This is a genomic window from Pseudoalteromonas sp. CNAT2-18.1 (assembly GCF_022347865.1).
Taxonomy (GTDB): domain Bacteria; phylum Pseudomonadota; class Gammaproteobacteria; order Enterobacterales; family Alteromonadaceae; genus Pseudoalteromonas; species Pseudoalteromonas ruthenica.
Genome location: NZ_JAKRFR010000001.1, coordinates 127,385 through 150,752, shown reverse-complemented (window position 1 = coordinate 150,752; position 23,368 = coordinate 127,385). Strand labels below are relative to the sequence as shown.

The following is a 23,368-nucleotide window of genomic DNA, read 5'->3' as shown; positions in this document are numbered from 1 at the left end:
AGCATGATTGTGTGGAACTCTTTGAGCGGCGAACAACAGCAGGCGCTATTACAGCGCCCAGGGGTTGCTGCTGCCGATAATGTGCGCCCCATCTGTGAAGACATTATGGCCAAGGTGCAACAACAAGGTGATAGCGCACTCAAAGCCATTGCCGCAAAGCTTGATAAGCGCTCGACTAAGGCGGAAATTTTATGTCCACAACAGGATATCATCGATGCCCAGCAACAGTTGAGCGAAGAACTAAAAGCGGCTATTGATCAAGCGTACACCAACATCAAACGCTTTCACCAAGCGCAACAACCGAAGTCAATCAGCCTGAGTACGCAACCGGGTGTTTCTTGTGAGCTGCGCTATGAGGCCATTGACGCGGTGGGCATTTATGTACCCGGCGGCAGTGCGCCGCTGCCCTCTTCGGTGCTAATGCAAGGGGTGTTGGCACAGCTCAGTGGTGCCAGCACCGTGGTATTGGCCACCCCGGTCAAAGGCGATGAGCAAGTACACCCGGCTATTCGCTATGCTGCCAAGCTATGCGGCATCACGCAAATCATGCAAATTGGCGGAGCGGCAGCGATAGCGGCAATGGCCTTTGGCAGTGAATCTATCCCGCAAGTGAATAAAATTTTTGGCCCGGGCAATGCGTATGTCACCATGGCCAAACAGCTCGCTGCACAACAAGTGCCTGGTCTTGCCATCGACATGCCTGCCGGCCCCTCTGAAGTGCTGATTATTGCCGATAGCCGCGCCAATGGTGAATACGTTGCCGCCGATTTGCTGTCGCAGGCCGAGCATGGTCCGGACTCGCAAGTCATTTTGCTCAGTGACAGCGATGAGGTCATTGTCGCCACTGAGCGTGCCTTAGAGCGACAGCTGGCCACCCTTAGTCGCGCCGATATTGCCCGTCAGGCGCTTGCACACTCGGCGCTAATTAAAGTGAGAGATATTGACCAAGCGGTGCGCATCTCGAATCTTTACGGCCCCGAGCACTTAATTTTGCAACTTGGCGACAGCACCCCGTACCTAAACAACATAAAGAATGTTGGCTCCATCTTTGTCGGCGATTATACCCCTGAATCTGCCGGTGACTATGCCTCGGGCACCAACCATGTGTTACCGACCTATGGTTATTCAAAAGTATATTCGAGCCTTAGCTTGCTCGATTTTTACCGCACCTACACGGTGCAAACAGTGACTAAAAATGGTCTCGCTGATTTGGCCAACGCCATTATTCCAATCGCCGAAGCAGAAGGCTTGGATGCACATGCCAATGCAGTTCGCGTACGTTTAGGAGCGTCCTCATGACTACAGAGTTATTACCGGATAATATCGCCGCATTAAAAGCGTACAGCTCGGCAAAAAGTGAAAAGCTCAGCGGCACTACGTGGCTCAACGCCAACGAAAGCCCGTATAGCAAAAGCTACAACGTCAGCGCAAGCAATTTGAATCGTTACCCTGACCCACAGCCGCCAGCGGTGATTGAGGCCTATGCCCGCTACAGCGAGCTGCAACCAGAGCAAGTGTTAATGACCCGAGGGGCTGACGAGGGCATTGAACTCCTGATGCGCACTTACTGCCAAAGCGGAGTTGACAGTATTGCGCTGTTTACGCCCACCTATGGCATGTATAAGGTCAGCGCCGACACCCATAACATCGGCATTAATGAGCTTAGCCAAGCACAACTACAACAAGCCAGTGCCAGCGAGCTCAGCGAGTTAGTCGGTGAGGCTAAGCTGGTGTTTATTTGCAACCCCAATAACCCCACCGGCGCTCTTATCAGCGTTGACAAAATCGCCGAATTGGCTCAGCGTTTAGCCAAGCGCGCCATTATTGTGGTCGATGAAGCCTACATTGAGTTTTGTTATCAGCACAGTGCCGCGCAGCTCATTAAAACGAACGCCAATATCGTGGTGCTGCGCACGCTGTCCAAGGCCTTTGCTTTAGCGGGGCTGCGTACCGGCTTTACCTTGGCGCAGCAAGATACCTTAGCACCGCTGCGCAAAGTGATTGCTCCCTACCCCGTCGCCACAGTTATCGCTGACATTGCTAAACAAGCCGTAAGTAGTGCCAACATCATTTCCATGCGCCGACAAGTGAGTATTCTCAATACCTTGAAGGCCCAGCTAGTCGATTGGCTGCAAAGCAGCGCGGCGATTAGCCAAGTACTCACTGGCGAGGGAAATTTTGTCACCCTCCAGCTCAGGGATAAAGCCGCGATAGGCCTGGCCTATGAGCGCGGCTTGGTAATGCGCCCTTTTACCTTATTTAGTGAGGATAATTGGCTACGTATTTCCATTGGCAATGAACAAGAGTTAAATGAAGTAAAAGCCTGGCTGGACAGCTTAACCAGCCCAGCGCCAACAACCAAGGAACCACAATGAGCAACCCGTATTTATTCATTGACCGTGATGGCACTCTGATTGAGGAGCCAAGCAGCGATAAACAAGTCGACTCACTGGAAAAGCTTAAGCTGCTGCCGGATGTTATTGTAGCGTTATTAGCGCTGCAAAATGCCGGCTATCGGTTAGTCATGGTATCGAACCAAGATGGCCTAGGAACTGAGAGCTTCCCACAAGCAGACTTCAGTCTGCCCCATAACGCTATGATGGAGATTTTTAGCTCGCAAGGTATCCACTTTGACGAGGTATTAATTTGTCCTCACTTCGATAGCGATAATTGCAACTGTCGTAAACCGAAAACCGGTTTACTGACGCAGCTGATGCGCTCAGGTAAAGTGGATCTGAATCGCTCTTATGTGATTGGCGACCGCCAGACCGATCTCGGGTTGGCAGAAAACCTGTGTATACGCGGTATTCTTTATAACGATAATTGGCCGCAAATTGTCACCGAGTTGACCACCGCTAATCGCAGCGGTGCGGTATCGCGCGATACCAAAGAAACGCAAATCTCCGTGGCCATCAATCTAGATAGCAACGCCCAGGGCGCTATCAGCACCGGGCTTGGTTTCTTCGACCATATGTTGGAGCAAATTCGTACCCACGCCAATATCGCTTTGGATATTAATGCCAGTGGCGACTTACACATTGATGAGCATCACCTAGTGGAAGATGTTGGCATTGCCCTTGGTCAAGCGCTGCGCCAAGCCCTCGGAACGAAAGCACAAATTGCTCGCTACGGCTTTGCTCTGCCGATGGATGAGTGCAAAGCCGAGGCGCAAATTGACCTTTCTGGTCGTGCATCGTTCGTGCTGAATGCCGACTTTAGCCGCGATAAAGCCGGTGATTTGGATGTGCAAATGGTCGAGCACTTCTTCAAAAGTCTCAGTGACAATGCCGCGATTTCGCTGATTTTGTCGGTTTCATCGGGCAATTGCCACCACCAGGTTGAGGGGCTGTTCAAGGCCTTCTCTCGGGCATTGCGCATGGCCATCGCCCTTGATAGCTCTCAGCAAATGGCAAGCTCAAAGGGGGTGTTATGATTGCCATCATTAATACCGGCTGCGCCAACATTAATTCGGTGCGCTTCGCCTTTGAGCGCTTAGGGCAAGATATCGAAGTGATCACCTCCCCGGAGCAGTTGGCCACTTTTGAGCGCGCGGTGTTACCGGGCGTCGGCCATGCTAAGGTAGCAATGCAGCGCCTAAAGCAAGGCGGCTGGCAGCAAGCGATCAGCGAGTTTCAGCGGCCACTGCTTGGCATTTGTTTAGGCATGCAAATGCAGTGTGACTATACCGATGAGGGAGATACGCCGTGTTTAGGGGTTATTCCTGGGCACGTTAGTGAGCTGCAGGTGGGTACGCTCAGTGCACCGCATATGGGCTGGAATCGCCTACACATCGAGCGTGAACACCCGTTAACTAAAGGGGTAAGCAGCGACGACCAAGTGTATTTTGTACATAGCTTTGCCCATGCCTGTAACCAAGCGACCTTGGCCTCAAGTGAATACGGACAACCGTTTTCCGCGATTGTCGCCGACAATAACTTTGCCGGCATGCAGTTTCACCCTGAGCGCAGCGCAAAAGTCGGCGCCCGGTTATTGCAGAACTTCATAGATTGGCAAGTCTAAGGATTGAGTATGATTATTCCAGCATTAGATATATTACAACAACAAATCGTGCGCTTATTTCAAGGCAAGTACGATACAGCCCAGTTCTACCCCTTTGATTTGCAAGCGCGATTAAGCGAATATCAGGCCCAAGGGGCACAAAAGTTACACTTAGTCGATTTAGAAGGCGCGCGCGACCCAAGCAAAAAGCAATGGCAGCAAATCCAAGCAGCGACCGCACAGCTAAAGGTTCCCTATCAAATCGGCGGCGGTGTGCGTAGCAGCGCCGATGTCGAGCAGTGGCTAGAAGCCGGTGCAGCGCAAGTGGTTATCGGCTCCAAGGCGGTGAACGAGCAACAGCAAGTTGCCCAGTGGATCCGTGAATATGGCGCGCAGCACTTTGTTATCGCCTTAGATGTGAATAAAACGGACACTGGCTGGGCCCCTGCAACACACGGTTGGCTGCAAAGTGCAGATGTCTCGTTGTTTAGCTTAGTTGACTACTACAGTGACCTCGGGGTGCAGGATTTCTTATGCACCGATATCTCCAAAGATGGCACCATGAGCGGGCCTTCATTTGCGCTTTATCAGCAACTGCAAGAGCATAACAGCCGTTTACGCATCCAAGCCTCCGGGGGCGTAAGCTCCTTAGAAGACATTGCCAAACTCAAGGCCATAGGTACGCAAGGCGTTATTCTCGGTAAATCCTTGCTTGATGGCGCATTCAACGTTGAGGAGGCGCTGGCATGCTATCAAAACGCATAATCCCCTGTTTAGACGTCAAAGACGGCCAAGTAGTTAAGGGCGTGCAGTTCAAAGGCCATGAGGTAGTCGGTGATATACTCGCTTTGGCAGAGGCTTATAGTGCAGCAGGCGCCGATGAACTGGTGTTTTATGAGATCAGTGCCAGTGTCGAAAAACGCCTGCTAGATGTGAACTGGGTAGAGAGCATCGCCCGGCACATCGATATCCCCTTTTGTGTTGCCGGCGGTATAAAATCAGTGGCTGATGCGGCCCGCGTCTTGGAGCGTGGCGCCGATAAAATTAGCATCAATAGCCCGGCCATCGCACGTCCCGAGCTTATTCGCGAATTACATGATGAATTCGGCAAACAATGTGTAGTGGTGGGCATCGACAGTTTTTACGATAAGGACAGCGATCAATACTTGGTGTATCAATTAACCGGCGACCCCAATGCTTCGTCGCGTACCCGCTACAACACCTTGGAATGGGTCGAGCGCGTACAGCAGCTCGGAGCCGGAGAAATCGTACTAAACTGTATGAATCAGGACGGTGTGCGCAACGGCTATGATATTGCCCAGCTAAGCAAGGTGCGCCAACGTTGCGATGTGCCGTTGATTGCCTCAGGAGGCGCAGGGACCATCAGCGACTTTAGCGATGTCTTTAACCAAGCCAATGTTGACGGCGCTTTGGCGGCCAGCGTGTTTCACAAAAACCTTATTAATATTGGCGATTTAAAACGTCACCTCGCCGATAACAACATAGCGACTCGATTATGCGATTAGATATTAGCAATGTAAACGAAGTAAATTTTGCCAAAGCGCCGTTAATTCCTGCGCTGATTCAAGATGTTGATACCGGACAAATTCTCATGCAAGGGTTTATGGATCAAGCGGCGTTAACGCACACCTTAGAAAGTAAAAAGGTCACCTTCTATTCACGCTCGAAACAGCGCCTGTGGACCAAAGGAGAAAGTTCTGGGCATTATCTCCACGTTGAGCGCGTGTACACTGATTGCGACCAAGACTCCATTTTAGTCTTTGCTCGCCCAGATGGGCCCACTTGTCATTTGGGCACGCAAAGTTGTTTTGGCGATGCAAAACCCAACTTAGGGTTTTTAGCCGAGCTGGAGCAAATTATCGTTGCCCGTAAGGACAGCGACCCGCAAAGCAGTTACACCGCCTCGTTATTTGCCAAAGAGCTCAGCCGTAGCTGTCAAAAAGTGGGCGAAGAAGGCGTCGAAGTGGCCCTGGCTGCCATGAAAAATGATAACCAGGAACTGACCAACGAAGCCGCTGACTTGCTTTATCACCTAATCGTGCTGTTGCAACGACAAGGCTTGTCGTTGTCTGAGGTGGTCAGTTGTTTACAATCACGCCACTAAGACCTATTAATTAACAGTAAATATTGCCAGCATGGCCTTTGGTTGGGTATCCTGTGGATACCCCAATTAAGGAACTCATTGGCATGAAGGCAATTTATCCTACCTTAGCGGCGCTGGTTGTTATTAGTGGTTGCACCAGCCCGCAACAAAAAGAGAATCAAGCATATGTCGACCAACTCAGTCCCTGCGACAAAATAGAAGCGCTTGTTGGTGCATATGATAACCAATTTGAGGGGTTGAAGCTTGGACGCATTCAATCAAAGTACATGGATAGCTGGCAATCACGCTATAACTTAATTGGTGAAAGCTGCCAAATAAGCGCCCTTAATGATAAAACCATGAACTATCATTGCCAAGAAAGTTATAAGGATAAAACCCAAGCCCTTAGCATTCATAACAAGGCGGTGGAGTTCACTCGTCAGTGCTTGGGCGAAAATTGGTTTGAAAAGCAAAAAGAGTCTGCCAACTCACTACGCACGACCTTTGTGCTTGATGAGTCTGCCCCCGTTGTTTCTATACATACTGGTAAATCTTTATCAAAACGAACCCCATGGATGACCTCTTATGAGGTAGGAACTAGCGTTAAATAAGGCATAAACACCACTGCTACAGCGGCCCTTTAAAAAGGACAGCGGCCGCTGATGTCATCTGGTTGTCATTTTTTCTACATCTTAGTGCCTTAAATATTCGCCACACTGGCCCCATACCCATCACAGGAGAGGATGATGGTTCCTATCTATGTCATTAACTTGGCTGGCAGCCAAGAACGCCTGGCTCGCGCCGAGCAACAGCTTCACGCCCAACAACTTGACTTTGAACGCATAGAGGCGGTTAACGGCAAAACCTTAACTGCAGAGCAAGTGTCCGCTGTTTACAGCGAGGCGGCTAATCGCCGTCATTTTTATCGCCCTCTTAGTGCCGGTGAAATTGGTTGTTATTTAAGCCATCGCCGCTGTTGGCAAACCTTGATACAAAGCGGTGCTGAGTATGCGGTAATTTTAGAGGACGACTTTACCTTGTGTGGTGATTTAGCCGACAGTATTTCGGCAATCATAAACACCAACATGGCTATCGATATCGTTAAGTTATGCAGTTATCAAGGCCGGGAGCGTCCAGTGAAGTACAGCACCCAAATCAGTGATGAACAGCACTTAGTGGTGCATGATAAGCCCATGAGTGGCTGCTGTGCTTATGTCATTAGCCGCCAAGGTGCGAAACAGCTATTAGCTCATAGTACCAAGATCAGCCGCCCGGTAGATACCGATATTCAATATTGCTGGGAAACCGGTGTTGACGTTGTCAGTATTAAGCCTTATCCCGTCGCTCAAGATAACTTTTTTGACAGCGATATCGCCGCAAAAGGACGAAATAAACCCAAGCCCTACCCACTGCAAAAACAGTGGCTGGCGCTGACCACCTTGCCAGCACAAATCATGGCGAGAAAAAACTTGATTAAAAATCTCAAGAGCCATGCTCAGCACTTAGACTCTCGCTCTCATTAATAAGAGTGGCGTGCAGGTAAAGCGCACGCCACATTTATGCGACTAGACTAAATCAACTCCCATCCAGGCTTTGAAAAGCGCTTGTTGCGCCACTGTCGGGTTATCGACGGCCTTGATTGTCGCTGCCTCATCGTATTCGCCACCGAGTGTTAGCGTGGTGGTTCTTAGGTTATCTCTGCGAAAATACGTGATCTCAACTTGCTCACCCACCGCGAATTGCTCAACCAAGGTAGCTAAATCGCTGCTGACTCGCTTGCCGTTGATAGCCACGATGCTGTCCCCTGCTGTGAGGTTCGCTTGCCAAGCAGCGCCGTCTCTGCGCACATGGGTTAACTCAATCAAGCCATTGTCAAGCTTACCTTGCACATCTAGCGATGGGCTTTGTTTGGCATCTTCTGAGTAGGTACGCTGCAGCCCCACCGTCGCCAATAAAGAATCGAAATCGACCTGCAGTGGACTATCAACATGGTTTTGCCACCACTGCGTGTAATCTTGGCCGCTGATATCGTTGAGAATGGCCAACACATCCGCCTCGTTAAACCCTTCAGGCAGACGATGGCGCTTGTACAGTTCACGATGTACATCACGGTAACTTACCGCGCCATCAGAGTCGCTTAGCAGCTTTAAATCTAATACCATGGAGATCAGCGAGCCTTCAGAGTAGATATTGGTACTAAAGTTACGACCATGATCGCCGCCAGCATTAATCCATTTATCAAAACTGGTATGTGCTGCACTTTGCACCTCGCGTCCTGGTGTCTTCAAGTGGCGGTCTATGCGCTTACCCAAATCTTTAAAAAACTCTTCTTTGCTCATTAAATCACTGCGCAGCAGAAGGTGATCCTCAAGATAGCTGGTCGACCCTTCAGCAAGCCACAATAAACGCGAGTAATTAGGCGCTAGGTAATCATAAGGCACTAACCCTTCAGGGCGATAAGCTTTAACGTTCCAGGTGTGAATAAATTCATGGGCTGCGGTGGCAATAAAGCCCAAATAGTCTTCACGCTTGGCGAACTTGTCGCGATGACGTTGAATGATGGTGGAGTTTAAGTGTTCAGTCGCACCGCGAGCGCCGGACGTTGCATGCACCATAAACACATAACGCTGGTACGGGTAATCATGCCAAATAACATCACCGGTCTTTACCAAGGTGGTTAAATCAGTGACCATTTTCTCGGCGTCATAGTTACCTTGGCCCCAAATCACGAGCTCATAATCGCGCCCGTCAACGGTAAATTCATAATGGCTGTTAATACCGCTCTCTATGGGGGAGTCCACCAATACATCGTAATTATTGGCGATAAAGTGATGGTCATTGTCGCCATTATCCATTCCCGATACGGAGCGCCATTGCTTAGGAACATCAAGCTGCACAGAAACAGGCTCGTTGCGGGTTGCTTCACTAAACATAAAAAAGCCAGAGGCATCAATAAAAGCGTGACTGTCGTCAATGTGGCGCGAACGCAGGCCTAGTTGATTGGCATACACTTGGTAATTCAAGGTCACCGCTGTGGGTTTATCCAAAAAAATGCGCCACGTGCTTTTATCTACTTTTTGCCATTTCAGCGTATCACCTTCACTGTCTAGGGCCTCGAAATAACGCACACCATTGGCGAGATTTAATATGTCGTAGCGCCCCGTGCGCCATGCTGGTAGCTTGGCATCGATATAGCTTTGTCCGATTTTATCAAATTGGACCTGTACATCACCCAAATGATGTGTACCGTCATCGATAGTTAATGTGTATTGCGTATCTGCAAGCGCGCAGTGGCTAAGGGCAACCATAGCGGCCCCCAGTAAAGCTTTTTTCACGTTCAAACCTAAAGAGAAATGATACTATGGCCGCCACCCTACCAAGTCGGGCGCACAAACAACAAGCATTTGCGCCCAATTACTGATTCACAACAAAAAATCGGTGAGTAGTTCAGAAAAGCGAAGAAAATTGTTGTACACTAAAATCTATAGTAAGACAGAAGGAAAACGGGTGTGTCTGAGCAGCTCGACGCCTTAAGAAAAAAGCTTAATTCCGCCGTCTCCCAACGGCAAACAATCGAGAACACCCGCCAAGAGCAAGTTCGTACCCTCGCGCAATTTATTGCCAAGTTATCCTTGGTGTGTAAAGGCATGGATATCGAGCTAGATAACCGTCTTGCCGCATTTAGAAAGTTGTTACACAAAGGCGCCAACTATCAAGACCTGCTCCCTGTGATTGACGAGCTCACTGACTTACTGTCTCGCCATGAAGCCAATCTGGAAGCGCGTTTTCGTGCCTTGCATCAGGGTGTGCAGGCGGCAGGCGTTAATTTGCAAAAGCGTAAAGGTATTCCCGCCGAGCTAAGACGCACCCTGCGCCATCTACTTAATACTGAGCTGGTCGACGCACAAACCGCTGTCGACTTTTTGCCGATACTAGAGCGATTAGTCACCATATACGACCAAGTGATGGCCAGTCGTAGTCAGCAAGGGGATGATGACACAAGCGATAATACTCAACTACAGCCCTTAATTGATGAGCTTAACGCGCTGAGCAGTGAGATCTCCTTAGAAGGGGAATTGGCTGAGCATCTACGGCAATTAAAATCACAAATTAATGCTGCCAATACAATCGATAACTTACTCAATGCCAGCGTTGAAATTATGCGCGTCATCGTCTTGAGCCTGAGTAAAGAGCGCCAGTCTGCTCAGCACTTTCTTGCCGCGTTAAATCACAACCTGTCGGAATTGCAGCAAGCCATCGCTAAAACCAGCGACCGCTCCAAGCAATTAGATAGCAAAATCAGTGCTGTATATCGCCAAATTGATGAAAACATCAATCACTTGAGTGAGCAAACCGCGCAAGCGACCGATATTCAAACGCTCAAAGAAACTGTTGAATCTAAGCTCTCTGCCCTGACCGAGCAATTACTGAGTAAAGAGAAATTAGAGGCGCAGCAACGGGACACCCTAAGCCAAGCGTTGCACAGTATGCAATCTCAAGTCGAGGCGTTGGAGCAGCAAGTTGCACAATATGAAACCAAGCTTGAGCGTCAACGTCTGGTGTCACTGCAAGACGGGCTGACTAAATTGCCAAATCGTATTGCCTTTGATGAGCGCATGGATCTTGAGCTGAAACACTTTAAACGCCATCAGACCCCCTTGTGCTTGGTGGTCATTGATGTCGACCACTTCAAGTCCATTAATGATAGTTATGGCCACAGTGCCGGTGATAAAACCCTGCAGGTTTTGGCCACGGCGATGAAAAAATCGATTCGCAGTACCGACTTTATAGCTCGCTTTGGCGGTGAAGAGTTCGTAATGCTGATGCCAAACGTATCCATCGATAACGTTGTTCGTCCGCTAGAGAAGCTGCGCCACACTATTCGTAGTATTCCTTTTAAGTTCAAAAATGAGCAGGTGCAAATCACGGTGTCTATTGGGGTCACCCAAATTAACGCCGACGACACTGCACTCAGTGCTTTCGACCGCGCTGATAAAGCGCTTTATGAGGCCAAGAATGCAGGGAGAGACCGGTTAATTTTGTCCAGTTAACCTCCAAGGCATTGCGTTATTGCTGTGACTGTGTCAAAAACAACTCAAGCTGACCATCTATTTTTAAGTGCTAGTCATTTTTAGCACTCGCCACATGCATTAAATTAAGGAGCAGCAATGCAAGTACAGCTTAATCCTACTGGCGTATTAAACCTTCTTTCACAATTAGAAGTAGATTTGCTTGCGCAATCGACCACTGACCGTTATCGGCTCTTTCGCAATTGTGCGCTCGCGGTCCTCAACGTGGGCAGTCATACCGATTCCAGCGCCGAGATTTACGATCGCTTTCAAGACTTCGACATTCGTTTAGTCGCCCGCGAGCGAGGAATCAAAATAGAGCTGACTAACCCCCCTGAAACCGCTTTTGTCGATGGCGATATCATTCGTGGTATCCATGAACATATTTTTTCAGTCATTCGCGATATCTTATTCATTTGTCAAAAACACCAAGCGATGGTAGAACCCGATCCAAAAGCGATAACCCACATGGTCTTCGACATGCTTCGCAATGCCGATGCCATGCCAGTGAACACCGATCCGAACATGATAGTGTGTTGGGGTGGCCATTCTATTAATGAAGTCGAGTATAAATACACCAAAGAAGTGGGCTATCAACTCGGTCTGCGTGGCCTGAATATTTGTACAGGATGTGGCCCAGGTGCCATGAAAGGGCCAATGAAAGGCGCAACGATAGGCCATGCCAAGCAACGCGTTGACAACCCGCGTTACCTCGGCCTCACCGAACCCAGTATTATCGCTGCAGAGCCACCCAACCCAATTGTTAACGAGCTGGTCATTCTACCGGACATTGAAAAACGCCTGGAAGCCTTCGTTCGCGTTGCCCATGGCATTATTATTTTCCCAGGTGGCGCAGGCACTGCAGAAGAGCTGTTATATTTACTTGGCATCTTGTTGCACCCTGAGAATCAGAAGCAACAGCTGCCGGTGATACTTACCGGGCCTGCACAAAGTAAGGACTATTTCGATGAAATAGTCAGCTTTGTACGCGACACCTTAGGCGAGCAAGCTCTGGACAAGTTTGAGGTGATCATTGACGACCCAGCATTAGTCGCCAGTAAATTAAAAGCGCAAATGCAAGATGTGCGCGACTATCGTCGCCAACAGGGTGATGCCTACTACTTCAATTGGACGCTGCGTATTGAGCCTGAATTCCAGGCACCGTTTGCCCCAACCCATGAGAATATGGCGTCTTTGAACTTGCATTTAGAGCAGCCGAAGCAACAACTTGCCGCCAACTTACGCCGTGCTTTCTCGGGGATTGTTGCTGGCAATGTTAAAGATGAAGGGATCCGCGCTATCAAACAGCATGGTGTGTTTGAGCTATCTGGCGATCCTGAGTTAATGCGTAAGATGGATACCTTGTTAAGTGCCTTTGTGGCCCAAGGGCGCATGAAGTTGCCAGGCAGCACCTACATCCCTTGTTATACCATTAAGACATGATGCACTTTCTACTTATTGATGCGCTGAACTTGATTCGGCGCATTTATGCGGTGTGCGAGTCTCAACATGGTAGTGATAGCGATGCTGCCATTGAAGCAGCGCTGCAGCGAACCAGTAACGCCATTAATAAGCTAATGCACCAATATCAGCCCCATTATGCGGTTGCGGCCTTCGATGGACAAAGCAGCTGGCGTCATGCTTACTACCCTGATTACAAGATATCGCGCAAACCGATGCCGCAGCGCCTAAAATCCAATTTAGGCCGTTTTGCACACGCATTTCACGCCGCCCAAATAAGCTCCTTGAGTGTAGATAATGAAGAAGCGGACGACGTATTAGCGACCCTGGCCAGTAAAGCGCCGCAGACCATGCAATGTATTATTGTGTCCACGGACAAAGGCTACTTACCACTGTTAAGTGAGCAAATCAAAGTATATGACTACTTTGGCAAATCTTTTCGCGATGCTCAGCAGGTACAAGACAAATACGGCGTTAGCGTGGCGCAACTGACTCAGTATTTCGCCTTGGTGGGCGACAAAACCAATGATATCCCAGGTGTAAATGGCATAGGTATAAAATCAGCAAAGGCATTACTCACTCAGTACGACAGCGTTCAGCACGCCCTAGCGCAAGCACCTGAAAATAAAATTCAGCGACAATTAACCAATAATTTGCCACAGTACGTGCGCGCTTTACATTTGGTATCGCTGCGCTGCGATATTGACCTTGGCGTAAGTCTGAAGCAGTTTCGGGTTCACAACGGGGCGCAGCAAATTGTTCTTCCACCGCACTCGACTTCGCAAAGCAGCGCCAAGCCCGGTATACTGAGTTAAATTGGCTGGTGGACGCAGTATCACAATGTTAAAAAAAGTATTACGTTATGTGGTGTTAGGTATTGGTGTGTATGCACTGATAGCGACGCTCGTGATGACCTTTTACAAGGATGACCCTGGCTCCATGGTATGGCAGGACAGAGAAGCCTATAACAAACGGTTTATCGCAAGCCTCGACTCTGCCGATTCAATGCCCATAGAAGAGGTCCTTGATACCCTGGGTACACCGGATCTAACTTTTGTAAAACGCCGAGGCAATGATATTTACCAAATAGTCTTTTATCGCACTCAGCACAAAAAGGCCGATGGCATCACCACCAAAGATGAATGCACCGGGCTGCTGTTTAAAAATAAAAAGCTTTTAGTATGGGGGCAGCAAGCCGAGCTTGCCTATGACAAAGTCGACTTACAATCCTAAATACGTCGAGCAGTTCGACCGCGTTATTGACTACATAGTACGCTTTGACAAAGCCGCACTGTCGCGCTCGCAGTGGTCTAGCTTATACCCTGCCCTGCTCGGTCTCAGTGAGCGCTTAAGTGTGTTAGCCCATAAGCAAAACGGTTTGTTTCAATGGCTGCTATCGACCCATATACAAAACCTTGCTTATGCACAGAGCCTGCGTCTAAAACGCGTCGCCATCGTGGCCGGATTGTGCCGCGCTCATAATTACCACCGCAGTGATACGCAAGTAATGATGATGGCGGCGCTCAGCGCTGACATATCAGTACTATCACTGCTCAATAAGCGCCATAATGGCGAGGCTCTAAACAGTGCAGAGCGCCAACGGTTTAGCCAAAGCGCATTACTGAGCCTGAAGATGCTGTCGCTCAGCGGCGAAGAGCAACCTGCGCTAACGCAGATCATCGCCAAGCTAAAACGCTATCGCCGCGAAATTATCAGTCATCAACGCGCGCCTCTATATGATGGTTATACGCGCATTGTGGCCTGCGCCAGCATTTTAGCAGAGCAAATGACAGCAACACGGCCGTTGCACCTCTTTAATGCCTGCGCGCAGTTGTATAAAGCCACTCATAATGTTGCCATCCAGCAAGACTGCGATACGTTGGTCGATTTCTATTCACCACAACTTCTTGGTTCGCGACAGCGCTTTGAAGAGAATGACTATTTATACATGGGCTGCCACCCTGATGGTCAGTATATTTTCACCGATGCCCAGGCCACTAAGTCTCGTTTTCGACTGCTCGCCAACCCTCACTGGCAATACCGCCAACCGGTGCGTTATCGCAGTTGGTCGTCAGTGAGTGCCCGCGCCAGTATCCCTGTACAACGCGCCAGCTCTGCGCCTCAGGCGCAGCGCGATCATGATGCCATTGTCGCACAAATTCGTGGTGCCCATGGTTATAGCGATATTGAGAAAGTCATCGCACAAGACGACACGCTCGTTGCGCAAATCATGATGCAAGCGAGCCAATATAATCGCGGTGCACAACAGGCCAGCTCTTTGCGTCACGCGCTTTCCATGGTTGGGCTTTACAGCGTCGGGGATTTTATTGCCCGAGTGATGTTGGAAGAAAAGATGCTGCAACTGTGTCACCCAATGGCGCAGTTTCTCCAAGCTCGAGTGCACAGTGCCATTCGCATCGTTGAAGATATCGCAAGGCAAACAAAAGACCTTCAGCATGAGCGACTATCAGCCTTATTACTATGTTATTTCAATTTCTTTATTTTTGAGTGCCCACAGCGGTTGTCTCGTACCATTGCGTTAAACCCGTTGAAAACACCCATGCAACAAGATATAGCGCGCCCACTGGCGACGCTCCTTGGGGTGCAACAATATGATAATGAAGCGTTGCGCCATTATTTGACCCGTCATATTGGCAACAATGAGTGGGTCAATGCGTTATTAAACAGCGAACAACAACCATTCGACCAGTTAAACAGCAATGCGCGGCTATGCTGTACGTTAAAAATCATCTTGTTCTACACCTTCTCTGGGCCGGCGACGGCAAGTGCTTGGCAACAGCAGTTGGTTAAGCAAACCATGGTCGATTGGCAAGGACCCAGTACCAAAATCGAGCGGCTGGTCGATCGCGCCTTATCTTGCGCACCACACAATGGCATTTAACTTAGCTTAATTCACCATATTTATAGTCGGTATAAGGTATATTTAAAAGCCATATACTGGAAAAATAGCGCCTTTGCTGCTATAAAACGCCCCTGAATTCTCACGTAAATTAATCCACCCTAAACGTTCATTTTACTGTTCTTGGTAGCAGCGTTGGCGTCGTTGGTGGACACATCTATCAGTTTTAAGGAATAGGTTACATGGCTAAGCAAACCATTAGCGTCATCAAAGGCGATGGCATCGGTCCAAGCATTATCGACGCGGCAATTGAAATTCTTGATGCCGTCGGTTGTGAGTTTGATTACGAATACATTGATGCTGGTCTAGCCGCGCTTGAAAAAACTGGTGAACTTTTACCACCAGAAACGCTCGAAGCCATTTCCCGTAATAAAATCACGCTAAAGGGTCCATTAACTACACCAGTAGGCGAAGGTTTTACTTCAATCAATGTCACACTTCGTAAACAGTTTGGCCTATACGCTAATGTTCGCCCAGTAAAATCTTTCGCTGGCACCAAGGCGCGCTATGACGACATCGATATTATCACCATTCGTGAAAATACCCAGGGTATGTACTCTGGTCTAGGCCAGGTGGTTTCAGAGGACGGTAACGAAGCCGAAGCGATGTCTAAAATCACGCGCGATGGCGCTGAGAAAATCGTAACCTTTGCTTACGAGTTAGCACGTCGTGAAGGCCGTAAAAAAGTCACTGCAGTACACAAAGCAAACATCTTGAAATCAACCTCAGGGCTGTTCTTAAAAGTGGCTCGTGAAGTGGGTGAGCGTTACCCTGATATTGAATCAGCGGAAATGATCGTTGATGCAACTTGTATGAAACTAGTCATGAATCCTGAGGAATTTGACGTTATCGTAACCACTAACCTGTTCGGTGACATCCTTTCGGACTTATGTGCTGGTTTAGTAGGTGGTCTAGGTATGGCCCCAGGCGCTAACATTGGCGAAGACGCGGCTATTTTTGAAGCTGTTCACGGCAGTGCCCCTGATATTGCAGGCAAAAACCTGGCAAACCCAACATCCGTTATTCTCGCAGCCATTCAAATGCTTGAATACTTAGACATGGGTGACAAAGCAGAGCGAATTCGCGCAGCAGTTGCTGATGTCATTAAAAGCGGCGACCGTACCACTCGCGACTTGGGTGGCGAGCACGGCACCACAGACTTTACCGCTGCCGTTATTGAGCGTCTGTAAGCAGGAAAAAAACTCTGCATACAGGTGGTCATGATGATTGAATAACCTGACTAAGACCGGTTCGATACCGGTCTTTTTTTTGCTAAAAACTTTACCATTAGGACAACTTTATTCTAAGCAGGTTAATTTAAACTCTCATTACGTATTTTTTATTCAAAATTCATCTTGCTCGGGGTTGACAGTGTGCTTTCAAAAGCTTAACAATAGAAGCCATTGTTGAGTATAAAAGTGTTTACCCATGTTTAATGTCGTCGTTCTCGTTGTGATTCTCGTGGTGGTCTTAACCAAGACTACGGGGCCTACGTGAGCGAACATATAACGCTAACAAACCCCCGCCCTTAAGCGGGGGTTTTTTTTTAAGGAATGAGGATGAATGAGCAACAGTTTAACGGTGGAGAGTTAGTCGTCGCCGCGCTAAAAGAACTAGGCGTTCAGTATATATTTGGTTATCCAGGGGGGTCGGTATTAGATTTATACGATGCGCTATTTGAACAGCAGGACCTTGAGCATATTTTGGTGCGTCACGAGCAGGCAGCTACGCATATGGCCGACGGGTATGCCCGTGCGACTGGGAAAGTGGGTGTGGTCTTGGCCACTTCCGGTCCCGGAGCGACTAATTGCGTAACCGGTATTGCCACTGCCTACATGGACTCTATCCCCATGGTGGTGATCTCTGGGCAAGTACCCAGCAACCTTATCGGTGACGATGCCTTTCAAGAAACGGATATTGTCGGTTGCTCACGGCCTATCGTTAAACACAGTTTCAACTGCCGCAGCGCAAAAGATATTCCCACTATGCTTGCCAAAGCATTTTATATTGCCAGTAGCGGTCGCCCGGGTCCGGTTGTTGTTGAACTCCCTAAGGACGTACTTAACCCAACCCAGAAATTCCCTTTTGAATTTCCAGGTGACATCCAGATCCGAACCTATAACCCCAACAAGAAAGGCCACCCAAAACAAATTAAAAAAGCGGTCAATGCGGTTCTTAACGCTAAAAAATTGGTCATTTATTCAGGAGGCGGTATCGTTCTCTCCGACACCAGCGATAAGCTCACCGAACTGGTAGAGACGCTTAACGCCCCTTGTACTAATACGTTAATGGGACTCGGTGGGTTGAGCGGTGAGCATCCAAACTTTATCGGTATGTTAGGCATGCATGGCACTTTAGAAGCAAACAAAGCGATGGCCAATGCGGATGTTATTTTAGCTCTAGGTGCTCGATTTGATGATCGGGTTACCAATAACGTGAATAAGTTCTGCCCAGACGCAACCATAGTCCATGTTGATGTTGACCCAACTTCAATTTCTAAAACTATCAGCGCGCATATTCCGGTGGTTGGTTGCTTAGACACTGTACTGACACAATTATTAACCGCTATCAACACATCGAATATTGCCATTGATAGAAGCGCCCAAGAAGATTGGTGGCAGCAAATCAATCGTTGGCGTGAACAAAAATGCCTTAGCTTCAGTGCAGGCAGTGAAAAAATCAAGCCACAAACGGTTATTCAAAAGCTTTACCAAGCCACTAACGGCGATGCCTACATCAGTTCCGATGTGGGTCAGCACCAAATGTTTGCTGCCCAGTACTACCCCTTTAAAAATCCTCGCCAATGGATCAATTCCGGAGGCCTTGGAACCATGGGATTTGGTCTTCCTGCAGCGATGGGCGTTAAGCTTGCTTATCGTGATAGCGAGTCAATATGTATCACTGGAGACGGCTCCATTCAGATGAACATACAGGAGCTATCAACTTGTTTGCAGTATAACTTGGCGGTCAAAGTTGTATCACTGAACAATCGTTCCTTAGGCATGGTGCGTCAATGGCAAGATATGATGTACAGCGGTCGTCACTCGTCGTCTTACATGGAGTCCCTACCTGATTTTGTCAAACTGGCGCAAAGCTATGGCCATGTTGGTATACGCGTTGATCATCCCGATGAGCTTGATGGCGCCATTGATGAGATGCTTAGTATCAGCGATAGTTTGGTCTTTTTAGATGTGCGTGTTGATGAGCTAGAGCATGTTTACCCGATGCAAATCAAACTAGGCGCAATTGATGATATGTGGCTGAAAAAAGGAGTGAAAGCATAATGCGTAGAATATTATCAATCTTATTAGAAAATGAACCTGGCTCACTTTCGCGCATCGTCGGCTTATTTTCCCAGCGAGCTTATAACATCGATAGTCTCGCGGTGGGCACCACCGATGATGCATCGTTATCGCGCATTACTATTACCACGCAGGGCGGCGATCGTATTCTTGAGCAAATCCTCAAACAAGTTAATAAATTAGTGGATGTGCTCAAGGTCATTGATTTAACCGAACAAAGTCACATTGAACGTGAATTGCTATTAGTTAAGGTTGTAGCCCAAGATGAAAGCACACGCGCAGCAGTAACCCGAGTTGTTGATGTATTTGGCGGCGCCATTTTGGATATGGGGCGGATCAGCTATTCATTACAACTCGCCGCAAGCACTGAGAAGCTAGAATCATTTTTGGATACCTTGCGCCATGAAACAGAGGTCATAGAAATGGTGCGTTCTGGGGCTATCGGTTTAGGACGTGGCGATAAAGCCTTGAAAGGGTAGCAACAAGACGGCCGGCACCTCATTGACTAATTATGAATTGCAGAGCTTTAAACGTAAAAAAGGGCGAAACCGCCCTTTTTTCACAATTGTTAGTAAACTGATTAAGAGTTTACTGAGTCTTTCAGACCTTTACCCGCTTTGAAGCTTGGGATATTCGCAGCAGCGATTTGGATTTCTGCGCCTGTTTGAGGGTTGCGGCCGGTACGAGCTGCACGCTCTTTAACTGAGAAAGTACCGAAGCCTACTAGCGCGACAGAGTTACCATCTTTCAAAGAGTTAGTCACCGCACCTGTGAACGCGTCCAGTGCACGGCTCGCCGCTGCTTTTGAAATTTCTGCATCATTGGCGATCTTTTCGACTAATTGAGCTTTGTTCATTGTTTGATTCCTATTCGTTATTTTTTTGCCTTAGCAAATCTATCATTATGCATTTTTACTGACTTGGCAACCGCAAATCACACATTTTCTGAAAAAGTTCTCCTCTGGAGAGCCCTTAGGCACAGAGTTTTAGCGTTTTTCTATCACCAGCGTGATTTCGCCAACCTCCAATCCCAACTTATCAATTGCGGTGCGGTTGATCAACCTAGATTCTGTGACAAGGTACATCCAATCGTCGAGGTCTACCGTCATGGTATCGCCGTCATAAGGAATTTCGAGGGTGTACTTCCAGTTGAAGGCACTGCCTCTGGTCACCCCTTGCGCGGTGCCAACCACATCATTGGCGGTCCCGGTAAGGGTGCCATTTTCACCCAGCTCTATGCGCCATACACGGGTGTCCTGCTCGCCGTCTTGATAATAGAACTGCTCGTCAATAACGCCTTTGTTTCCCTGCCATGAGGCCTGCATATCAACGCGAAAACGCCGTGTGACCTCGCCTGAGTAATCTTGCACTATGCCATAGGCAACTAACTCACCGGAAAAAAACTGTTTAAAATCAAATTTTGGTTCAGTTCCTTCATAATCCTCGATGGAGGCCGAACAGGCAGTCAATATCGCCAATACAAACACACCTAAATAAACGCGTAATGACTTCATTCACTTGCTCCTATTAACTTCTGACGTAGTTTTGGCTCGCTGGTGTTCGGCGACAACCATATTGCCAAAAACGCTTCGCTAAAAGCCTGTTGCTCGATGGTTTGTAACTTTTCACCGTTATAATAAAAAGTACCCACGCCCTGCTCATTGGTCTCAAAAGCCAATGAATCCCCTTCTGTGATATCCGGCCATAAGCCTTGTAATGTATCGCCATATTCACTGACGTACTGCGCCTTATCAAGGTGTCGCCACTGATCAAATGTAGCTTTAACAATGTCGCTAGCTTCTATATCTCTGAGATAGGTGAGGGTCAAGCGCACTGGATGCTCTCCGGCTTGGTAGTCGCCATCGGTCGTTGCTAACTTCGCGCGGTATAGGTCCCAGAACATATAGCTCATAACCCCTTCACCAACCGCCTTGAGGGAGACCTGTGACCACGCCGGTGATGGCGCCATACCACCCAGGGTCAATGCCATAATGATAGGAAGGTATTTCATGAAAAATCATCCGTAATAACTAGGTATTATCTTCTACGCGCCCTGCAAGGCGATTGATCACAATAATCACGGTAAAAGCACTGGCCCAGAGCAGCCCATATACAAGGTAGAATTGCCACCAAGGCAAGGGCGTTGACAGCACGTCAAAGCGAGCAGCACCTAGGTAGCTAAATGGTGCACACACCCAGCATAAGACAAAGCATTGCCACAACGGCAATCGCGTAATGAACCGCAATGAATGATTGATAGTTAGCAGAAGGGAAACCCATAATAAGACGAGCCACCAGGGTATCCAAGCACCTTCGAATTGCAGTAGTGCAAATTGCGCAGCACTCGTTTCGAGTAATAAAGCAATGGGGAGACTGGCAAGTAACAGTATGTCTTGCTTGCGCTTATCAGAGAGCGCAAGCATCATCACAATCAGCGCCGCCATCATTGGCAACGCATCGTTTTGCCAAACAAAAGCTGCCCACCAGCAGCTTTGAAACAAAATAAAATTAGTAGCTAAGCGCCACATGATCATCACCACCGTTGAAGCCTTGCTTACGCGCACTTAAATGCACAGTGCTAATTGCCCGCTGGCGAAATGCCCCTTCGCAATAAGCCAGATAATACAACCAAAGGCGATAGAAGGCGCTGTTGAATTTAGCTCCTTGCAATTGCGGCCACGCCTTTTCAAAGCGAGCGCGCCAATCAGCTAACGTCCGAGCATAATGAAGGCCAATATCATGTAATTCATGCATGACCAGGTCTGTGTTTTTACGCAAATGCTTACTCATTTCATCAACACACACCAAACACCCGCCAGGGAAGATGTACTGTTGAATAAAGTCAGTTTCTTTTACGTATTTACTGTAGCGCTGGTCATTAATGGTGATAGCCTGAATAAGCATGGCACCACTGGGCTTTAGAAGGCTGTTGCATTTGCTGAAGAACTCACCGAGGTACTCATGACCTACCGCCTCAATCATTTCTATAGAGACAAGCTTGTCGTAGTGTCCTTCAAGCAGTCGATAGTCTTTCTTTAAGAGGGTAATTTTATCTTCTAAGCCGTGCTGCGCGATTTTTTGCTGCACATAGGCATGTTGTTGATCTGAGATGGTTGTAGTCGTTACATGGACATCATAGTGGGTAGCGGCATAGATAGCAAAGGCGCCCCACCCTGTGCCAATCTCGACAACCTGGTCGCCATCGGCCAACTGCACACGTTCGCATATCAGTTTTAATTTATGTGCTTGCGCTTGCTCAAGGGTTGCATCTGCTTGAGGATAAACGGCGCAGGAATAAAGCATTTCATCGCTTAAAAACGACTCGTATAATTCATTGCCCAAGTCATAATGAGCAACAATGTTTCTTTTGGAGCCTTGCGTGCTGTTACGATTACGCAAGTGCTTGAGTCGGTACGCGATTGCGCTGAAAAAGGCGAAGCGACCTTCAAATTCATCGAGCTGGTCTTGATTGAGAACAAAAATCTCCACCAAGGCCGTCAAGTTATCGCATTGCCAATGGCCATCGATAAAGGACTCCGCCGCACCAATACTGCCGCCAAAGGCAAACGCATCGAACATACGTGCATCGCTTATATCCACACGAGCTCTAAGCGAAGAGGTGTTATTGCCAAACTGATAGCTCTGACCACGAAAATGCATTTCTACATAGCCGTGTTTTAAGGTTCTCATTGCTGCCAAGACAAAGCGTTTAGCGATCTGAGACTTCCAACTGATTGATTTTTTTGCTTCTACTTGGGTAACTCTATCCATCTTTCTTTCCTGGGTGAGCGTAAAACGGCACACGCTTTAACAATAACCTTAATGCTTGCCAGTATATCCCGCGCATGACACTCAGTGTCATTATAGGAAAACGCCGCAACACCTTAGTGAACGCACGACGCTCTAACCCTTGATGTTGCAATCGCATGGTGGCATCAAATAATTTCTGCCGCTGGCGTTTGTTCTCAATATGGATAAGCATCGCCCGGTTTTTGGCTTTCACTCGCCAATGGTAATGCATATCCAAATTCATAAAAGGCGATACGTGAAACTGCTTTTTAAAGTTCACTTTAGTTTGTAAATCAACTAAATAATAGTGGCGCTCATTCCAAGGAGTATTACTCACTTCGGCAACCATGACACTGAAATCGCTGTCATCGCGATAACGATAAAAGTAAAAATTGGCCGGAGAAAAGTAAATACCGCAACAGCGCAGCTGCACCAACATGTAAACTTGGGCTATCTCTTGCTCTACGCCCAGTTGCTGTGCTTTAAGCACAGCGCGTTCAAACAGCGAGCCGTGCTCATCACGCAAGTAATCGCCTTGGTTAAACCGCAGCACCTTCCAGCCCTGAGTCCCAACCAAAGGGTGTATGCCATCAAGCTGCTCTGGGTGCTGAGTATCTACCCACATCATGTACAGTGGGTAATTAAAACCATGAAAAACGGGCTCAAAACGCCGATGACGCACATCGCCAAGCATGATCGCGCACCCTTGGGTCAGTAGCGGTTCC

24 protein-coding genes are annotated in these 23,368 nt (G+C 48.3%); 17 read left to right on the top strand and 7 right to left on the bottom strand.

Annotated elements, in window-relative coordinates:
• Positions 1 to 3 precede the first annotated feature (3 nt).
• From hisD to MHM94_RS00675, 9 genes are all read left to right on the top strand, one after another.
• The gene (gene hisD, locus MHM94_RS00715) at positions 4 to 1,299 is read left to right on the top strand and encodes a histidinol dehydrogenase (protein ID WP_235418316.1); all 1,296 of its coding nucleotides are present in this window, start codon (positions 4 to 6) and stop codon (positions 1,297 to 1,299) included.
• Entirely contained in the window at positions 1,296 to 2,375 is a 1,080-nt protein-coding gene (gene hisC / locus MHM94_RS00710; RefSeq protein WP_235418315.1) for a histidinol-phosphate transaminase, read from the top strand. Before hisD ends, hisC begins: the two co-directional genes overlap by 4 nt.
• Positions 2,372 to 3,433: a bifunctional histidinol-phosphatase/imidazoleglycerol-phosphate dehydratase HisB gene (hisB, locus tag MHM94_RS00705; protein WP_235418313.1), complete on the top strand. Its 1,062-nt coding sequence runs from the start codon at positions 2,372 to 2,374 to the stop codon at positions 3,431 to 3,433. Before hisC ends, hisB begins: the two co-directional genes overlap by 4 nt.
• Positions 3,430 to 4,020, top strand: coding sequence for an imidazole glycerol phosphate synthase subunit HisH (gene hisH, locus MHM94_RS00700; RefSeq protein ID WP_138548250.1), 591 nt, complete (start codon positions 3,430 to 3,432; stop codon positions 4,018 to 4,020). Before hisB ends, hisH begins: the two co-directional genes overlap by 4 nt.
• Before the next feature lie 9 nt (positions 4,021 to 4,029).
• Positions 4,030 to 4,764: a 1-(5-phosphoribosyl)-5-[(5-phosphoribosylamino)methylideneamino] imidazole-4-carboxamide isomerase gene (locus tag MHM94_RS00695; RefSeq protein WP_022946831.1), complete on the top strand. Its 735-nt coding sequence runs from the start codon at positions 4,030 to 4,032 to the stop codon at positions 4,762 to 4,764.
• The gene (gene hisF, locus MHM94_RS00690) at positions 4,746 to 5,525 is read left to right on the top strand and encodes an imidazole glycerol phosphate synthase subunit HisF (protein ID WP_045979973.1); all 780 of its coding nucleotides are present in this window, start codon (positions 4,746 to 4,748) and stop codon (positions 5,523 to 5,525) included. The genes MHM94_RS00695 and hisF overlap by 19 nt, the downstream gene beginning before the upstream one ends.
• On the top strand, positions 5,516 to 6,124 hold the full coding sequence (hisIE, locus tag MHM94_RS00685) for a bifunctional phosphoribosyl-AMP cyclohydrolase/phosphoribosyl-ATP diphosphatase HisIE (RefSeq protein ID WP_022946829.1): 609 nt from the start codon (positions 5,516 to 5,518) through the stop codon (positions 6,122 to 6,124). The genes hisF and hisIE overlap by 10 nt, the downstream gene beginning before the upstream one ends.
• 83 nt (positions 6,125 to 6,207) lie before the next feature.
• Positions 6,208 to 6,714, top strand: a complete 507-nt coding sequence (locus MHM94_RS00680) for a hypothetical protein (protein ID WP_022946828.1) — start codon at positions 6,208 to 6,210, stop codon at positions 6,712 to 6,714.
• A 135-nt stretch (positions 6,715 to 6,849) separates the two neighbouring features.
• The gene (locus MHM94_RS00675; RefSeq protein ID WP_235418312.1) at positions 6,850 to 7,626 is read left to right on the top strand and encodes a glycosyltransferase family 25 protein; all 777 of its coding nucleotides are present in this window, start codon (positions 6,850 to 6,852) and stop codon (positions 7,624 to 7,626) included.
• A 42-nt stretch (positions 7,627 to 7,668) separates the two neighbouring features.
• Here MHM94_RS00675 and MHM94_RS00670 read toward each other — a convergent pair whose 3' ends face one another.
• Entirely contained in the window at positions 7,669 to 9,438 is a 1,770-nt protein-coding gene (locus MHM94_RS00670; RefSeq protein WP_235418310.1) for a PDZ domain-containing protein, read from the bottom strand.
• Positions 9,439 to 9,612: 174 nt separating this feature from the next.
• Here MHM94_RS00670 and MHM94_RS18480 point away from each other — a divergent pair, with 174 nt between their 5' ends.
• The 8 genes from MHM94_RS18480 (at position 9,613) to ilvN (ending at position 19,334) form a co-directional block, all read left to right on the top strand.
• Positions 9,613 to 11,154 carry a GGDEF domain-containing protein gene (locus MHM94_RS18480; protein WP_235418309.1) on the top strand — a complete coding sequence of 514 codons (1,542 nt, stop codon included), beginning with the start codon at positions 9,613 to 9,615 and terminating at the stop codon, positions 11,152 to 11,154.
• A 117-nt stretch (positions 11,155 to 11,271) separates the two neighbouring features.
• On the top strand, positions 11,272 to 12,615 hold the full coding sequence (gene ppnN, locus MHM94_RS00660) for a nucleotide 5'-monophosphate nucleosidase PpnN (RefSeq protein ID WP_235418308.1): 1,344 nt from the start codon (positions 11,272 to 11,274) through the stop codon (positions 12,613 to 12,615).
• Positions 12,612 to 13,448 (top strand): flap endonuclease Xni, encoded by an 837-nt coding sequence (xni, locus tag MHM94_RS00655; protein WP_235418307.1) that lies wholly within the window; start codon positions 12,612 to 12,614, stop codon positions 13,446 to 13,448. Before ppnN ends, xni begins: the two co-directional genes overlap by 4 nt.
• A gap of 25 nt (positions 13,449 to 13,473) precedes the next feature.
• On the top strand, positions 13,474 to 13,866 hold the full coding sequence (locus MHM94_RS00650) for a DUF3192 domain-containing protein (protein ID WP_235418306.1): 393 nt from the start codon (positions 13,474 to 13,476) through the stop codon (positions 13,864 to 13,866).
• Positions 13,841 to 15,535 (top strand): hypothetical protein, encoded by a 1,695-nt coding sequence (locus tag MHM94_RS00645; protein WP_235418304.1) that lies wholly within the window; start codon positions 13,841 to 13,843, stop codon positions 15,533 to 15,535. The genes MHM94_RS00650 and MHM94_RS00645 overlap by 26 nt, the downstream gene beginning before the upstream one ends.
• A 200-nt stretch (positions 15,536 to 15,735) precedes the next feature.
• The gene (locus MHM94_RS00640) at positions 15,736 to 16,743 is read left to right on the top strand and encodes an isocitrate dehydrogenase (protein ID WP_022946820.1); all 1,008 of its coding nucleotides are present in this window, start codon (positions 15,736 to 15,738) and stop codon (positions 16,741 to 16,743) included.
• 369 nt (positions 16,744 to 17,112) lie between these two features.
• On the top strand, positions 17,113 to 18,837 hold the full coding sequence (locus MHM94_RS00635; RefSeq protein WP_235418302.1) for an acetolactate synthase 3 large subunit: 1,725 nt from the start codon (positions 17,113 to 17,115) through the stop codon (positions 18,835 to 18,837).
• Entirely contained in the window at positions 18,837 to 19,334 is a 498-nt protein-coding gene (gene ilvN, locus MHM94_RS00630; RefSeq protein ID WP_022946818.1) for an acetolactate synthase small subunit, read from the top strand. Before MHM94_RS00635 ends, ilvN begins: the two co-directional genes overlap by 1 nt.
• Before the next feature lie 101 nt (positions 19,335 to 19,435).
• Here ilvN and MHM94_RS00625 read toward each other — a convergent pair whose 3' ends face one another.
• From MHM94_RS00625 to MHM94_RS00600, 6 genes are all read right to left on the bottom strand, one after another.
• The gene (locus MHM94_RS00625) at positions 19,436 to 19,711 is read right to left on the bottom strand and encodes an HU family DNA-binding protein (RefSeq protein WP_022946817.1); all 276 of its coding nucleotides are present in this window, start codon (positions 19,709 to 19,711) and stop codon (positions 19,436 to 19,438) included.
• Between the two features lie 129 nt (positions 19,712 to 19,840).
• A complete protein-coding gene (locus MHM94_RS00620) occupies positions 19,841 to 20,368 on the bottom strand; it encodes a DUF3833 domain-containing protein (protein WP_045979968.1) in 528 nt (175 codons plus the stop codon).
• The gene (locus MHM94_RS00615) at positions 20,365 to 20,865 is read right to left on the bottom strand and encodes a chalcone isomerase family protein (RefSeq protein WP_235418300.1); all 501 of its coding nucleotides are present in this window, start codon (positions 20,863 to 20,865) and stop codon (positions 20,365 to 20,367) included. Before MHM94_RS00615 ends, MHM94_RS00620 begins: the two co-directional genes overlap by 4 nt.
• A gap of 19 nt (positions 20,866 to 20,884) precedes the next feature.
• Positions 20,885 to 21,382, bottom strand: coding sequence for a DUF2878 domain-containing protein (locus MHM94_RS00610; RefSeq protein WP_235418297.1), 498 nt, complete (start codon positions 21,380 to 21,382; stop codon positions 20,885 to 20,887).
• Entirely contained in the window at positions 21,363 to 22,625 is a 1,263-nt protein-coding gene (locus MHM94_RS00605; RefSeq protein ID WP_235418295.1) for a cyclopropane-fatty-acyl-phospholipid synthase family protein, read from the bottom strand. The genes MHM94_RS00610 and MHM94_RS00605 overlap by 20 nt, the downstream gene beginning before the upstream one ends.
• The gene (locus tag MHM94_RS00600) at positions 22,618 to 23,337 is read right to left on the bottom strand and encodes a DUF1365 domain-containing protein (RefSeq protein WP_235418789.1); all 720 of its coding nucleotides are present in this window, start codon (positions 23,335 to 23,337) and stop codon (positions 22,618 to 22,620) included. The genes MHM94_RS00605 and MHM94_RS00600 overlap by 8 nt, the downstream gene beginning before the upstream one ends.
• Positions 23,338 to 23,368 lie beyond the last annotated feature (31 nt).